The sequence below is a fragment of the Microbacterium sp. zg-B96 genome, from assembly GCF_030246865.1.
Classification (GTDB): domain Bacteria; phylum Actinomycetota; class Actinomycetes; order Actinomycetales; family Microbacteriaceae; genus Microbacterium.
The window spans coordinates 438,333-453,249 of record NZ_CP126738.1 but is presented as its reverse complement, the minus strand read 5'-3'; the positions used below and the strand labels follow the sequence as shown (position 1 = coordinate 453,249).

Annotated in this window: 14 protein-coding genes; 5 read left to right on the top strand and 9 right to left on the bottom strand. The window is 71.0% G+C overall.

Annotated elements, in window-relative coordinates; all coding sequences use genetic code 11:
- Window positions 1-13: 13 nt before the first annotated feature.
- The 3 genes from QNO11_RS01995 to QNO11_RS01985 all read right to left on the bottom strand — a co-directional run bounded on the left by QNO11_RS01995 (window position 14) and on the right by QNO11_RS01985 (window position 3,735).
- Entirely contained in the window at window positions 14-976 is a 963-nt protein-coding gene (locus QNO11_RS01995) for an ABC transporter permease (RefSeq protein WP_257509058.1), read from the bottom strand.
- Window positions 973-1,977 (bottom strand): ABC transporter permease, encoded by a 1,005-nt coding sequence (locus QNO11_RS01990; RefSeq protein WP_257509057.1) that lies wholly within the window; start codon window positions 1,975-1,977, stop codon window positions 973-975. The genes QNO11_RS01995 and QNO11_RS01990 overlap by 4 nt, the downstream gene beginning before the upstream one ends.
- Before the next feature lie 84 nt (window positions 1,978-2,061).
- The gene (locus tag QNO11_RS01985; protein WP_257509056.1) at window positions 2,062-3,735 is read right to left on the bottom strand and encodes an ABC transporter substrate-binding protein; all 1,674 of its coding nucleotides are present in this window, start codon (window positions 3,733-3,735) and stop codon (window positions 2,062-2,064) included.
- 150 nt (window positions 3,736-3,885) lie between these two features.
- On the opposite strand from QNO11_RS01985, the gene QNO11_RS01980 reads away from it, so the two are divergent.
- The 3 genes from QNO11_RS01980 (at window position 3,886) to QNO11_RS01970 (ending at window position 6,001) form a co-directional block, all read left to right on the top strand.
- Window positions 3,886-4,749 (top strand): spermidine synthase, encoded by an 864-nt coding sequence (locus tag QNO11_RS01980; protein WP_257509055.1) that lies wholly within the window; start codon window positions 3,886-3,888, stop codon window positions 4,747-4,749.
- Between the two features lie 206 nt (window positions 4,750-4,955).
- The gene (locus QNO11_RS01975) at window positions 4,956-5,483 is read left to right on the top strand and encodes a hypothetical protein (protein WP_257509054.1); all 528 of its coding nucleotides are present in this window, start codon (window positions 4,956-4,958) and stop codon (window positions 5,481-5,483) included.
- A 29-nt stretch (window positions 5,484-5,512) separates the two neighbouring features.
- Window positions 5,513-6,001 (top strand): SprT-like domain-containing protein, encoded by a 489-nt coding sequence (locus tag QNO11_RS01970; protein ID WP_257509053.1) that lies wholly within the window; start codon window positions 5,513-5,515, stop codon window positions 5,999-6,001.
- A gap of 44 nt (window positions 6,002-6,045) precedes the next feature.
- Here QNO11_RS01970 and QNO11_RS01965 read toward each other — a convergent pair whose 3' ends face one another.
- The gene (locus tag QNO11_RS01965) at window positions 6,046-6,684 is read right to left on the bottom strand and encodes a 2-phosphosulfolactate phosphatase (RefSeq protein ID WP_257509052.1); all 639 of its coding nucleotides are present in this window, start codon (window positions 6,682-6,684) and stop codon (window positions 6,046-6,048) included.
- Window positions 6,685-6,693: 9 nt separating this feature from the next.
- A complete protein-coding gene (locus QNO11_RS01960; protein ID WP_257509051.1) occupies window positions 6,694-9,171 on the bottom strand; it encodes a glycoside hydrolase family 3 protein in 2,478 nt (825 codons plus the stop codon).
- 65 nt (window positions 9,172-9,236) lie between these two features.
- Between QNO11_RS01960 and QNO11_RS01955 the strand changes: the two genes are divergently transcribed.
- Entirely contained in the window at window positions 9,237-9,749 is a 513-nt protein-coding gene (locus tag QNO11_RS01955) for a hypothetical protein (protein WP_257509050.1), read from the top strand.
- 8 nt (window positions 9,750-9,757) lie between these two features.
- On the opposite strand, the gene QNO11_RS01950 is transcribed toward QNO11_RS01955, so the two are convergent.
- The 4 genes from QNO11_RS01950 to QNO11_RS01935 all read right to left on the bottom strand — a co-directional run bounded on the left by QNO11_RS01950 (window position 9,758) and on the right by QNO11_RS01935 (window position 13,939).
- Entirely contained in the window at window positions 9,758-11,230 is a 1,473-nt protein-coding gene (locus tag QNO11_RS01950; RefSeq protein ID WP_257509049.1) for an ABC transporter permease, read from the bottom strand.
- Window positions 11,227-12,030: an ABC transporter ATP-binding protein gene (locus tag QNO11_RS01945; RefSeq protein ID WP_257509048.1), complete on the bottom strand. Its 804-nt coding sequence runs from the start codon at window positions 12,028-12,030 to the stop codon at window positions 11,227-11,229. The genes QNO11_RS01950 and QNO11_RS01945 overlap by 4 nt, the downstream gene beginning before the upstream one ends.
- Window positions 12,031-12,125: 95 nt before the next feature.
- On the bottom strand, window positions 12,126-12,785 hold the full coding sequence (locus QNO11_RS01940; RefSeq protein ID WP_257509047.1) for a response regulator: 660 nt from the start codon (window positions 12,783-12,785) through the stop codon (window positions 12,126-12,128).
- Window positions 12,782-13,939, bottom strand: a complete 1,158-nt coding sequence (locus QNO11_RS01935) for a histidine kinase (RefSeq protein WP_257509046.1) — start codon at window positions 13,937-13,939, stop codon at window positions 12,782-12,784. Before QNO11_RS01935 ends, QNO11_RS01940 begins: the two co-directional genes overlap by 4 nt.
- Before the next feature lie 129 nt (window positions 13,940-14,068).
- Between QNO11_RS01935 and QNO11_RS01930 the strand changes: the two genes are divergently transcribed.
- A complete protein-coding gene (locus tag QNO11_RS01930) occupies window positions 14,069-14,917 on the top strand; it encodes a nitrilase-related carbon-nitrogen hydrolase (protein ID WP_257509045.1) in 849 nt (282 codons plus the stop codon).

Sequence of the window (14,917 nt, the reverse complement as noted above, 5' to 3'; positions counted from 1 at the left end):
CGGATGCCGCGGGTCAGCGGCTTCGGGTGCGCGGGTCCATCGCCTCGCGCAGCGACTCCCCCAGCAGGGTGAAGCCCAGTGCCGTGATGGCGATGCAGATGCCGGGGAGGAACGCCAGCCACGGCGCGATCGCCAGCTCCGACTGCGCGTAGGTGAGCATGCGGCCCCACTCCGCCGTCTCGGGGCGTCCACCACCGAGGCCCAGGAACGACAGCGCCGCGGCATCGATGACGGCCGTGGCCAGCGTCAGCGTGCCCTGCACGATGACCGGCCCGACGCTGTTGGGCAGGACGTGGCTCATCGTGATGCGGCCGCGGCCCAGGCCCAGGGTCTGCGCCGACAGCACGTAGTCGCTCGATCTCTGCTGCAGCATCGATGCGCGCAGCAGGCGCGCGAAGATCGGCACCTGTGACGCGCCGACGGCGATCATCACCGCCATCTGCGATTGCCCGAGCACCGCGGCGATCGACACCGCCAGCAGCAGGCTCGGCACCGACAGCAGGATGTCGACGAATCGCATCACGAGGTTGTCGACCCAGCCGCCGAACGTGCCGGCCAGCAGTCCCAGCACGGCGCCACCTGCCAGGCCGAACACCGTGGAGACGATGCCGATCATGAGCGACGCCTGCGCGCCCCAGATGAGCTTGGACAGCACGTCCCCGCCGAAGCGGTCCAGTCCCAGCGGGAACTGCGGCAGCTCCCCGGGCCCGGGGATGTACGTGGGTGTGATGTACCTCGCGCCCGGCAGCGCCGTCTCCGGGTAGGGCGCCAGCCACGGGGCGAAGACGGCGACCATGACGAACGCGAAGATGATCGCCGCACCCACCCATGCCGTGGGGTTGTGGCGCAGCCGGCGGAACACGTCACGCCAGAAGCCGCCGCCCTGGGTCTGGGCGGCGAGCAGCTCCCGGTCGACCACGGCGGTGTCGTCGACGGGGCCGCCGCTGGGGGCGGGAGGGAGGATGCTGGAGCTCATGAGACCCTCACTCTCGGGTCGATGACGCTGTAGGAGACGTCGACGAACAGGTTGATCAGGGCGTAGACGATCGCGATGAAGATGATGAAGCCCTGCAGCACCGGGTAGTCCTTGCTGAAGATGGCACCGGCGAGGAAAGAGCCGATGCCGGGGAAGGCGAACACCGTCTCGGTGAGGATCGCCCCCGACAGCAGCAGACCCGCCTGCAGGCCGACCGTCGTGATCACCGGCAGCATCGCGTTGCGCAGGATGAACCGGTCGCGCAGGGTGCTCCGGGAGATGCCCTTGGCGGCGCCGGTGCGCACGTAGTCGGCGTTCTGCACCTCCAGCACCGAGGCCCGGGTGATGCGCACGATGATGGCCAGCGGAATCGTCGCCAGTGCCAGCGCGGGCAGCAGCAGGTGCAGGAAGGCGTCCCACGCGGCATCCCACTCTCCGGTGAGTACGCCGTCGAGGACATAGAAGCCGGTGTAGTGCGTCGCGTCGATGCGGGGGTTCTGTCGGCCGTCGCTGGGGAGCCACCCCAGCTGCACCGCGAAGATGTATTTGAGGATGAACGCCAGGAAGAACACCGGGATCGTGATGCCGACGAGGCTGAACACGACCGCGGCGTGGTCGGTGAGCTTGCCGTGGCGGCGGGCCGCCCAGTAGCCCAGCGGAATGCCGACTCCCACCGCGATGATCAGCGCCAGCAGCGACAGCTCGATCGTCGCGGGGAAGCGGCGCAGGAACTCCTCGGTGACGGGGCGCGACGTCTGCAGTGAGACGCCGAAGTCACCCGAGAGCAGCCGCCCCATCCAAGTGACGTACTGCACCACGATGGGCTCGTTGAAGCCGTAGAGCTCGTTGATGCGGGCGACCGCCTCGGGGGTGGCCCGCTCACCGAGGAGGGCGACGGCCGGCCCACCCGGGAGCGCTCGCACCCAGAAGAACAACAGCAGGCTCAACCCGAACAGGGTGGGGATAAGAAGCAGCAGCCTCTTGCCGATAGTGCGCAGCAATGCGGGAGTCTCTCGTCGTCGGGTGTGCGGTGCGGGCCGAGGAGTCACCTCGTCCCGCACCGCACCTTACGGCAGGGGCAGCGCTTACTCGGTCAGCACGATGTCGGTGAAGACCTCGTCGTTGACCGGGCTGGCCGGGTAGCTCTCCACCCGCGGGTCGAACGCGAGGGTCGGCGCCGGGTGGGCCAGCGGGACGCCCGGGATGAACGTCGCGACCATCTCATTGATGTCCTGGTACAGCTCCGACTGCTCCTCGAGATCGGCGATGCCGCGAGCTTCGGTGAGGGCCGTGAACAGCTCCGGGTTGTCGAAGCCCCATTCCATGGACGGTCCGCCGAAGAAGACACCGAGGAAGTTGTCGGTGTCGTTGTAGTCACCGGTCCAGCCGAGCAGGTGGATGCCGTGGTCAGGGGTGCCGCTGGTGAGGTCGAGATAGTCGACCCACTCGTTGGACACCGGGTTGGTCACGACCCCGACCTCACCGAGCTGCGTGGACAGCACCGTGAAGATCTGCTCCGGGTCCGGCATGTAGGGGCGCGACACGTTGACGGGGTAGTTGAACGTCAGCGTCAGCGGGTTGGCCTCGGTGTAGCCGGCCTCCGCCAGCAGTTCCTCGGCCTTGGCCGGGTCGTACTCGTACGTGGTGACGTCGGGGTTCCAGCCGTTGACGGTCTCAGGCATGAACTGCGTCGCCTTCTCGGTGCCCTCCGGCAGCACCTGCGAGATGAGAGCATCCTTGTCGATCGCGTACGACAGCGCTTCGCGCACGAGCGGGTCCTGCAGCTCGGGAACGGCCTGGTTGAACGCGAGGTACAGGATCGTGAACGGCGGACGCGACACCATCGTGAAGCCGTCCTCCTCGAGGGCGGCGGTGTCGGCGGGACCGACGAGGTCGTAGCCGTCGATCGAGCCCGATTCCAGCGCCTGGCGGCGTGCGGTCGGGTCGTCGATCACGCGGAAGATGATCTCGTCGATCTGGCCCGCCTCGCCCCAGTAGTCGGGGTTGGCCGTCAGGGTGATCTGCTCGCCCGGCGCCCACTCCTCGAAGACGTAGGGACCGGTGCCGGCGGGGTTCCCCGTCGCGTACTCCGACAGCGTCGGGGCTTCGGCCGTGCCGCCCACGTTGTCGGCCTCGAACTCGGCCATCGCGGTCGGGCTCTGCATCGCGAACGACGGCAGCGAGAGGGCGGGGATGAACCCGGCGAACGGCTGGTTCAGCTCGACCGTCACGGTCGTCTCGCCGTCGGGGGTGCAGGACTTGTAGACGGCTTCGTCGGGATTCGAGGCGTAGCCGCGGAACAGCTTGTAGTAGTAGTAGCCGAGCGCCTCGCTGGCGGCCAGGCCCTCCCAGTTGTACCAGCGGTCGAAGTTGGCGCAGACGGCCTCGGCGTTGAAGTCGGTGCCGTCGTGGAAGGTGACACCCTCCTTCAGCGTGAAGGTGTGGCTCAGGCCGTCCTCGGCCGACTCCCACGACTCCGCCAGGAGCGGGGCCGGGTCGGCGGTGCCGGGCTCGGTGCCCACGAGGCCCTCGAAGATCTGACGTGAGACGCGGAAGCTCTCGCCGTCCTGCGCGAAGGCGGGGTCGAGGCTGCCGGGGTCCGAGGAGGCTGCGAAGACGAACGTGCCGTCGACATCGGCGTCGCCGGTCGCGTCGCCGGTGCCACCGCGCTGGCTGGAGCAGCCCGACAGCACGAGCGCGGCCAAGGCCACACCCGCGGCTGCCGTGAAGGCCCCCCGCCGGATACGTGAATGGAGCATGGGTCGTGCACCTTCCAATGAGAGGAACGCTGTCGGGCCGCTCAGCGACTTCACAGCGAGTGATTTCCTCGACGCTACCGTTGCGGGGCAGACCGGTTGATTACGCCTTTATCTCGATCCTGTTTCGACTGCGCAGGTAGCGTGGATGCCATGGCGCGCGCAGACATCGAAGAACCGGCACCGCAGGCGCGCCTGTCCGACGGCACGATCGCGCGCATCGTGCCGTCGCGCTTCGTCTCGGGGTTCGAACTCGACGTCGACGGCACACCGCAGTCGCACGTGGACCTGGACGACCCCACGCACCTGCATTTCGAATACGTCGCCCGGATGGGCGCGGTGATCGACCGACTGCGGATGCCGGGGCAGCCCCTGTCGGCCGTGCACCTCGGCGCCGGGGCGCTGACCCTCCCCCGCTACATCGAGGCGACCCGGCCCGGTTCGCGCCAGCAGGTCATCGAGCTCGAGCAGGCCCTGGTGGACCTGGTGCGCGAGAACCTGCCGCTGCCGCGCGGCGCCCAAGTGCGGATGCGCATCGGCGACGCCCGTGCCGGGCTCGACCGGCTCCCCCCGGCACTCATCGGCAACGCGGACCTGCTGGTGTCCGACGTGTTCGCGGGCTCGCAGACGCCCGCCCACCTCACGACGGTCGAGTTCTACCGGGCGGCGGCCCGTGTGCTCGCGCCCGACGGCGTGCTGCTGGTCAACGTCGCCGACGGATCCGGTCTGGCGTTCGCCCGGCGCCAGGTGGCGACGGTGCGCGAGGTGTTCGGGCACGTCATCGTGCTCGCCGAGGTGCAGCTGTTCAAGGGCCGCCGGTTCGGCAACCTCGTCATCGCGGCATCCTCGTCGCCCCTTCCGACCGAGTGGCTGCCGAGACTCATGGCATCCGGCCCCCACCCCGCCAAGGTCGCGCAGGGTGCGGAGCTGGACGAGTTCGTCCGGGGCGCCCGGGTGGCCACCGATGCCGATTCGACGCCGTCGCCCAAGCCCGCGGCATCCGTGTTCGAGCGCTGAGGCGGGCGGCCCGCCACGATTTCGGAGAAATCCGGTTCTTCGGAGGGTTTCGGTCGATCGGGTCCGAAGAACTGCACAACCCCGAAGAAGTGGTGCGCGGGGCACGGACTTGGACGTCGGATGCCGGGGTCCCGGCGTGCCCTCGGACCACTCGCGCTTCGCCGGGTGACACTGGACAAGCGAGCCGCGCATGGAGGGAGTCGATCGTGAGCTACATCCTCGGGTATGACCCGGATACCCTGCGCGAGCAGGTGGATCTGGAGCGCTGCCAGGAGCGTCTCGACGAGATCGGCGAGCAGCGGAGCCTGGCGGCTCTGCTGGAGCGCGTGTGGCTGCTGAAGGTACTCGGCCGGCTGGATGACGCCCTGATGATCTCGGAGCAGTCGGTGCGCCTCGCGCGCATGGCCGGCACCCGCAAGGACCTGCTGCGCGCCCGCGTGCTGCACGCCACGATCATGCAGTTCCGCGGCGCCTACGCCGCCGCCGAGCAGGAACTGACGACCTGCGCGGAAGAGGCCGACGGCCAGGGCTGGGCGGGGGTAGGAGCGTTCGCCTACCAGCACCGCGGCAAGGTGCACTACGACACGGGCGACTTCGTCTCGGCGCGCGCGGACTTCAAGAGGTCGCTGTTCCTGCGCCAGGAGGCCGGGGCGCCGGACGACCAGCTGGAATCGGCGCTGCTGGCGATCGATGCCGCAGAGCGTCGCCGCGGTCGCACATCCGTCGCAGTCTGAGTGTCGTAGGTTTGTTCTAGTCTCCGGTCATGTCCGAACCGCAAGACGTGCGCCGGATGGCGCAGGAACTCATCGCCGCCCACCTCGATGACTCGTGGTCGTTCGCCTTCGACCACGCCAAGCGACGAGCGGGGCTGTGCAATTACCGCGATAAACGCATCAGCGTCTCGCGCTACCTCTCCGCCCGCGACGACGACGAGGCCAATCGGCAGACGCTGCTGCACGAAGTGGCGCACGCACTGGCCGGCGCGCGGGCGGGCCACGGCCCGACGTGGCGTCGCACCGCGCAGGGGATCGGCTACACCGGCGGGGTGACCCACCACGGCGAGCCGGCGAACGAGCTGGCGCCGTGGGTCGGCCGCTGCCCTGCGGGGCACGTGGCCTACCGGCATCGACGCGTCACACGCGCCGTGTCGTGTGCCCGGTGCGCGCCGACGTTCGACACCAGGTTCCTGTTCCAGTGGCAGCGCCGCGAGATCACCCCGGCGACCCGGCTGGCCGCGCAGCTGCCGCGCTGACCCGGCCGCGCTGACGCACCGGGGGGCGGAGCACACGCCCGGGCTCAGTACCGCTCGAAGACCCCATCGCGTAGCACCGGCACAGCGTCGGTGGCGTCGATCTCGGCGGCCGCGCGCACTTCCTCGGCCAGGCCCCGCTCCAGCAGCTCCTGCCCCGACCCGGCGGCGGTGAGCAGGTGCCGCACCGCGGGACGGAGCCCCCGCAGCGCCTCGCACACCGCGGCGGCTTCGGGAGACGTGTGGTCGATGCCGCGGTCGGCCAGCGCGTCGATGACCGCGCCGGCTCCCAGGTCGTCCTCCACAGCCACCCGAAGTCCGGCGCCGTCCCCACGCGAGTCCAGCTCCCCCGCCGAGATGACGGCGATGCTCGTGCGCGCGGCGCGACGGTGCTGCTCGGCGAGGATCGCGTCGGCCACGGCCGCCGCGTTGCGCAGGCACCCGAGCAGCACGACCGCCCCGGATGCCGCCGCGTGCGCTGCCACCGCCGCGCCGTTGATCGACACCGCGTGCGCCGCGTCGTCGAGTGCGAACGAGGCCCCGGATGCGGTGGCATCCGTCACCGTCGTGGAGAACCGCAGCACATCGACCACCACGACGACGTCGGCCGGCGCGAGGCGATCGAGCCCTTCCGCGCCGCGCTCGAAGCGCACCTGGTACCGGGACTGGTCGAACGGGTGGGGCATCCTCCCAGGCTACGCGTCGGTGCGGCGGGCCAGCACGGGCGCGAGGGCCAGCGCCAGGCTGAGGACGTTGCGCGCGCCGCGCTGCAGCTCGGCGATCGTGATCCCGTCGGGACGGGCCAGCGACTGCAGGATCGTCTCGTCGGCGCAGGCCTGCGGGCCCTGGGAGGTCTTGACCCCGCCGGGCATGAGCACGTCGACCTGGGCGCGCACGCGGTAGGCGTTGTCGGTGAGGTCGGGGAAATCGGGGTCGGCGGCATCCTCCATCCACCAGTCGGTGATGACGCAACCGGTGTAGCCCCACTCCTCGCGGAGGATCGCCGTCACGAGGTCGTAGTGGTAATGCGCCCACACGCCGTTGATCTGGTTGTAGGAGGTCATGATCGTGCGCGGCTGCGCCTCGGCGACGCACAGCTCGAAGCCGCGCAGGTAGATCTCCCGCAGCGCCCGCTCCGAGACGCGGGAGTCATTGCGGGTGCGGTTGGTCTCCTGGTTGTTCGCGGCGAAGTGCTTGGGACACGCCGACACCCCCGCCGACTGCACGCCCTGCACGATCGCGGCGCCGAAGCGCCCGGTGACGAGCGGGTCCTCCGAGAAGTATTCGAAGTTGCGGCCGCAGAGCGGATCGCGGTGGATGTTCATGCCGGGGCTGAGCAGCACGTCCGACCCCTTGCGCAGCATCTCCTGGCCGTGCAGGGCCGCCAGTTCCCGCACGAGGGCGGGGTTCCACGTCGACGCGAGGGCCGTGCCCGACGGCAGCAGCGAGGCGTATGCCGACAGTCGCAGGCCGCTGGGACCGTCGGTCGTGGTGATCGGCGGGACGCCCTTGGCGCGGAGTGACTCCGCGACGCCACCGAGCACCCCGGCGTTGCCCGGTGCGCCCAGCGGGCTGTGCATCGTGACGTCGCCGCGGGCCAGCAGTGACAGCTCCTCCGCCGACAGCTGCGCGATGAAGCCGTCCAGCGTCGCGCGGCCGGCAGCGACGGCATCCAGGGTGATCCCCCGGTCGCCGGTCGCCGGGATCTCGGCCGGCAGCGCCGACAGGATGCGTTCGCGGCGGTCGACGGTGGCCAGCGGCACGTCCTCCCACGCCACGACGGCGGCGCCGGAGTCGTCCCGGGCCAGCGTCATCCGCTGGAACGGCGTGCGGGCGGCGGCGGCCTCGGCGACCTGGCGGACGACCTGCAACTCGGCGACGGGCACGGTCAGCGCGACGGATGCCGAGCGCACGTCGGTGCCCACCAGGACGGCGTAGTCCCCGGGCTCGAGCACGAAGGCGCTGCGGTGCCCGGTGACACCGGAATCGTCGTAGGACGCGAGGTCGGCGAGGCGGAACTCCAGGGTCAGCCGCTCGGATTCACCCGGTGCGAGCAGGCCCGTCTTCGCGAACGCGGCGAGAGCGCGGGCGGGCTTGCCGAGGCGGCCGTCGGGCGCGGCGAGGTACGCCTGCACCGTCTCCTTGCCGCTGTGCGCGGCGTCGGTGTTGCGCACCTCGACGGTGACGCGCACGAGCCCGGCATCCGTCGTCGCTTCCGCCGTCGCTTCGATCACCGTCAACGCGAAGGCGGCGTACCCGAGTCCGAAGCCGAAGGGGAATTGCACCCGGTCGGGCGCGAAGGTCTCGAAGTAGCGGTAGCCGACGAAGACGTCCTCGGCGTAGACGTTGAAATCGGAGTGGCCGAAGTTGGCGGCGCTCGGGTAATCGGAATAGGTGTGCGCGATCGTGTCGGTGAGCTTGCCGCTGGGGGCGATCTCGCCGGCGAGCACCGCAGCCACAGCGCGGGCGCCCTCCATGCCGCCCTGCCAGGCGTAGAGCACGGCGCCGATGCGGTCGCCGTAGTCGCCCAGCCACGACAGGTCCATGACGTTGCCGGCGTCAAGCACCACGACGGTGCGCGCGAAGGCGGTGGTGACGTGGTCGAGCAGCATCCGCTCGTCGTCGGTGAGGTAGAAGCTGCCCGGCTCCAGCACGCTCTCGCGCGCTTCGCCGGCGGCGCGGCCGATGACCACGACGGCGGTCTCGGCGCGGGTGGCGGCGGCCGTGACGAGGGCCGGGTCGATCGGCATCTCCGGGAAGTGGTGCGGCCACTGCCCCCACGTGCCCTCGTATGACGGGCGGTTCTCGGCCGTCCACGTCGTGTACACCTGGGCGACTTCCTCGTCGACCTGCACGCCCGCGTCGCGGAGACCCGCCAGCAGGTTCCAGACGTAGGGGACCTTCACGTCGCCGCCGGAGCCGTAGCCGACGGCGAACCAGTCGATCTGCACGCGCCCGAACACCGCGACGCCGGCGTCGGTGCCCAGCGGCAGGGTGCCGTCGTTGCGCAGCAGCACCGCACCCTCGGCCGCGGCCTGCCGCGCCGTGCGGGCCAGTGCCGGGTCCAGCGTCGGGTCGGTGTCCAGCAGCAGCGCGGAGATCTGCGCGACCGACTCGACGGGTGGGCGCACGTGCGAGCGGTCCCCGGTCTCGGTGGCGGGGTTCGTGGTCATCAGTGTCCTCGGGGGTGAGCGCGACGTGGGAGCGCTCCCAAGCTACCGGATGCGAGACTGCTCGCATGCGGATTCTGCTGAAGTTGGTTCTGGATTGCGACGCGGATGCCGCGTGGCGCGCCCTGCACTCCCCCCGTGCCGTCGCCGAGCTGTACGGTCCGCTGGTGGAGATGGCCCCGATGGATGCCGCCGGGCTGCCGACCCGGCTGGAGTCCGGAGCGGACATCCCGGTGCGGCTGCGCACCGCCGGTGTGCAGCTGGGGCAGCAGCTCATCCATGTGAGCGACCGCCGCGTGGAGTCGTCCGAAGGCGAGGTACGGGTGATGCGCGACAGCGGCATCCCGCTGACCGGGCCGCTGGCGGCCCTGGACGTGTGGGATCACCAGATGGCGGTCTCGCCCGCGCCCGGCGACCCCGGCCGCACGCTGTGGCGAGAGCGGCTCGTGATCGGCGGCGCCGCGGCCCCGGCGCTGTGGCCGGTGCTGTGGGGCGTGTGGCAGTGGCGGGCCACACGGCTGCGCACCCTCGCCCGCACGTGGGCGTTCGACCCCGAGCCGCCCGCCGCGCCCGTGCCCTGACCCGGGGCCTACTCGGCGAGGGCGGCGACGGGGGTCACCCGGGTCGCGAGCCGGGTGGGCACCACGGCGGCCACGAGCGTGAGCACGGTCGTCGCGACGACCACCACGACCACCGCGAGCCACGGCACCGCTGGTGCGACGAAGGTCGGCGAGATCCAGTCGGGCGGGGTCTGCACCGAGCCCAGCTGCGACTGCGCCGCCGCCCAGCCGTACAGCACCCCGAGCCCCAGGCCGAACGCGAGCGCCGTCACCGTCACGTGCACCGCCTCCAGCAGCACCATGAGCCGCACCTGCCTGCCGGTAGATCCCAGCGCGCGCAGCAGCCCGAGTTCCCGGCGCCGCTGCACCACCCCGATCGTCAGCAGGTTGACCAGTCCCACCGCGGCGATCACGGCGCTCACACCGACGAGCACCATCATGACCGCGGCGAACGAGTCAAGTGTCTGCGAGATGCTCGCATGCACCTCCCCGCCGGAGGACCGCGCCAGCAGCGCCTTCACCGACTCCGTCGCAACGGCGAACATCGTCACCAGCGCGACTCCCATGACGACCCCCATCGCCATGCGGCTGGAGCGCTCCGGGTAGCGCAGCGCATTCTCGGCGGCCAGCCGCGCCGGGGCTGATCCGCCGAACGCGCGTCCGGTCAGCCGTAGCAGCGGCGGCATGACCACGGGCGCGGCGAGGGTCAGTCCGGTGAACGAGAACAGTCCGCCGAAGAACGCGACCACGACACCCAGCGGGGTGATGAGCCCCACCAGGATCCCCCCGGCCAGCAGCAGCACCCCGAGCCCGAGCAGCGCCAGCGCCCAGCGGTTGCGCTGCGGTCGGTGGGCGAGTTGCTCGCGCGTGGCCTCCACCGACCCTCCCAGCGCCTGCAGCGGCGTCACCGCCAGCACCCGCCGGGACCCGGCCCAGGCCGCCGCCCACGTCGTCAGCGCGACGGCGATCGCCGGCACGAGCAGCGGGGGGCCCGCCACGACGTACCCGGTGTCGACCCCGCTGAGACGATCGAGCGCCGGCATCGCGACGACGCACGCGACCGTGCCGCCCACCAGGCCCAGGAACGCCCCGATCCCGCCGACGGCGAGCCCCTGCCCCGCCACCTGCGCGCGCTGCGACGACGCCGATGCCCCGATCAGCCGCAGCAGGGCGATCTGCCGGGTGCGCCCCGCGACGATCGTCGCGAACGTGTTGGCGGTGACCAGCGCGCCGACGTACACGGACACGGCCACCAGCACGATGCTGAGGATCCCCACGACCAGCGTGAGGGTCTCGCTGCCGCCGTAGAACGGATCCGCGTGCAGCACCGCCGCGAGGTACCCGGTCGCCGTCAACAGCACCACCCCGAACGCGGCGGAGATCGCCGACACCAGCACGGTCGCCCCCATCCCCCGTTCGCGCAGCCACGCCAGGCGAGTGGATGCCGCGCCCCGCGGCCCCGCACCGCCGGCGACCGCGGTACCGGCGACGACGGCGGTCATGCCCGCACCCCGTCGCTGTCCAGCGCGGTGCCACCCAACGCCGCACCGATCTCAGCGTCGAGCATGAACGCCGAGATCTCCTCGGCGCTCTGGCGCGGCTTGTCGGCGACGACGCGGCCGTCGGCGAGGTAGATCACCCGGTCGGCGTGGGCGGCGGCCACCGGATCGTGCGTGACCATCGCGATCGACTGCCCCCGGTCGCGGGATGCCGACGCCAGCAGGCTCAGCACCTCCCGGCCGCTGCGGGAATCGAGGTTGCCCGTCGGCTCGTCGGCGAACACCAGGTCGGGGCCGGTAGCCAGCGCCCGGGCGATCGCGACGCGCTGCTGCTGTCCGCCGGAGAGTTCGTGCGGGCGGTGCCCGAGCCGGGCGCCGAGCCCGAGCGTCTCGATGAGCCCGTCGACGCGGGCGCGCTCGATCGCGCTGGGACGACGGCCGTCCAGATCGAACGGCAGCAGGATGTTGCCGATCGCGTCCAGCGTCGGCACGAGGTTGAACCCCTGGAAGACGAACCCGACGCGGCGGCGACGCAAGAGCGTCAGCTCGAGGTCGGACAGCCCGGTGATCTCGGTGTCGCCGATCCAGGCACGGCCGCTCGTGGCGGCATCCAGTCCCGCCATGACGTGCATCAGGGTGGACTTTCCCGATCCGGAAGGCCCCATGATCGCGGTGAACTCGCCGCGGCGGATGCCGACGGTCACGTCGTCGAGGGCGCGCACGGCGTTGCCCCCGACGCCGAAGGTCTTGGTGAGGTGCTGCACGCGGGCGGCGAGCCCCAACTCGGTGGTCGTGATCTGCATGCCACCGAAGCTACGGATCGCTCCCCCGCGGCCGCATCGGCCCGCAGTGGCATCCGCCTACATCGCAAGGATGATCTCCGCGGCGTGCCCGCGGGTCAGACCAGGCCGTGTTGGAAGGCGAACACGACCAGTTGCACCCGATCGCGCAGGCCCAGCTTGGCCAGGATGCGGCTGATGTGCGTCTTCACCGTCGCCTCGGAGAGGAACTCCCGCGCCGCGATCTCGGCGTTGCTGAGCCCCCGCGCGGCGAGCGCGAAGATCTCCCGCTCCCGGTCGGTGAGCGCGCCGAACTGCGGCGGCACGGGGCGGGCGGGCTCGGCGAACTGGGTGAACAGGGCGCGGGTGGCCGCCGCCGCGATGACGGCGGAGCCGGCGTGCACCGTACGGATCGCGCCGAGCAAGAATTCCGGCTCGGCATCCTTCAGCAGGAATCCGCTGGCCCCCTGCCGAATCGCGCGGGCGGCGGCCTCGTCAAGGTCGAACGTGGTGAGCATGACGATGCGCGGGGCGGCGCCGTCAAGCACCGGGTCGGCCAGCAGCTCGGCGGTCGCGGTGAGGCCGTCCATCACCGGCATCCGGATGTCCATCAGCACGATGTCCGGCCGGGTGCTGCGGACGACAGCGAGCGCCTCCCGGCCGTCGGAGGCCTCACCCACGACCTGCAGGTCCGGCTGGGAGTCGACCAGCATGCGGATGCCGGCGCGGAACAGCGCCTGGTCGTCCACCAGGACCACGCGGATCACCCCGGCGCTCATGCTGCCGCCCCGATCGGGAGGGTCGCCCGCACGACGAAGGCGCGCCCTTCCGCCGTGGCATCCAAGTGCCCGCCGACGAGCTGCGCGCGCTCGCGCATGCCGATGAGGCCATGCCCTCGCCCGGCGCTCTCCGACGGCGAGGCGCCCTCGGGCAGTGGATTTCCGACCGACAGCGTCACCCGGCCGGGATGCCACGCCAGCCACACCTGCACGGGACCGCGGCCGCCGTGGCGCATCGCGTTGGTGAGCGCCTCCTGCAGGATGCGGTACACCGCCAGTTGCACGGCTGCCGGCGGCTCGCCCGGCGGCATCGGATGCACCGTGACCCGCAGGTCGACGCCCGCGGCGCGCACCTGCGCGTACAGCTCCTCGAGGTCGGCGATCGTGGGCTGCGGCCCCTCACCCTGGCTGTGGCGCAGCTGCGTCAGCAGCAGTCGCACGTCCGACAGCGCCGACCGCGCGGTCGTGGAGATGGTGCCCAGCGCGGTCGTCGCCGCCTGCGGGTTCGCCGCCGCGGCATACCGGGCGCCGTCGGCCTGGGCGATCACGACCGCGAGCGAATGCGCCACGACGTCGTGCATGTCGCGGGCGATGCGCACCCGCTCCTGCTCCGTGACCGTCTCCGCCTCGGCGGCCACCTGAGCCTTGCGGTTCTCGCGGGCGCGGATGGCGGTGCGCACGAGGGCACCGGTCGTCCACGACAGTCCCAGCCCGAACAGCGCGGCGATCAGCACCGCGACTCCCGTGCTGATGGCGCCGGCGAAGTCCGCCGCGGGCAGGATGAGGTACCACGCGATCACGACGGCGCCGACGATGACCGAGGCGAAGCCCGCCCAGAACACCCGCCGGGTGCCGTACGCGGCGGTGGCATACAGCACCGCGAAGATCGCGACGTCGGCGAAGCCGGGACCGCGCGTGAACGCCATCTGCACGATGGCGCCGGACCAGGCCAGGCCCAGTGCCAGCGGGGGCGAGAAGCGCCGCACCGCCAGGGCCGACGTCATCGCCAGCACCACCAGCGCCGCGGAGAGATCGTTGTACCCGAAGCTGGAATTCTGGCCGGCGACCATCTCCGCGGGCAGCGCGACCATCGCGAACAGGACCGCCACGACGACGTCGACGACGATCTGGTAGGGCTTCAACTCGCGGAACACCCCTCGACGCTACGGGACCGGTGGATGCCGCGGCATCCGCCGTGAGATGTATCCGCCCCGGGAAAATCACCTCTACCGCATTCGGGGACCAGCACTTACGCTCACGTCACAACAGCCATGGAGGCGACGATGACGACGGTACGCGCAGCGATCACGCAGACCACGTGGACGGGCGACAAGGCTTCGATGCTCGACAAGCATGAGCAGTTCGCACGGGATGCCGCGGCGCAGGGGGCGCAGGTGCTCTGCTTCCAGGAGCTGTTCTACGGTCCCTACTTCGGCATCACCCAGGACAAGAAGTACTACCGCTACGCCGAACCGGCCGACGGTCCCGTCGTGCAGCGGTTCGCCGCGCTGGCGAAAGAACTGGGGGTGGTCACGGTGCTGCCCATCTACGAGGAGCAGCAGACCGGGGTGTACTTCAACACCTCCGTTCTCGTGGATGCCGACGGCACGGTGCTCGGCAAATACCGCAAGAACCACATCCCGCACGTGGAGAAGTTCTGGGAGAAGTTCTACTTCCGCCCGGGCAACCTCGGCTATCCGGTCTTCGAGACCGCCGTCGGGCGCATCGGGATGTACATCTGCTACGACCGGCACTTCCCCGAGGGGTGGCGGGCGCTGGGCCTGAACGGCGCGCACATGGTCTTCAACCCGAACGCCACCAAACCCGGCCTGTCCAACCGGCTGTGGGAGATCGAGCAGCCGGCGGCGGCCGTCGCCAACGGCTACTTCGTGCTCGCACCCAACCGGGTGGGGCGGGAGGACAACGAGTACGGCGAGGAGGCGGTGACCTTCTACGGCACCAGCCAGGTCGTCGACCCCCGGGGCAACTACGTCGGGGCGCTCGGGTCCGCCGATCGAGAGGAGATCCTGGTGCGCGACCTCGACCTGGACCTGGTGCAGGCCATGCGCGACGACTGGCAGTTCTACCGGGACCGCCGCCCCGACACCTACGCCGACCTCACGGCGCCGTGA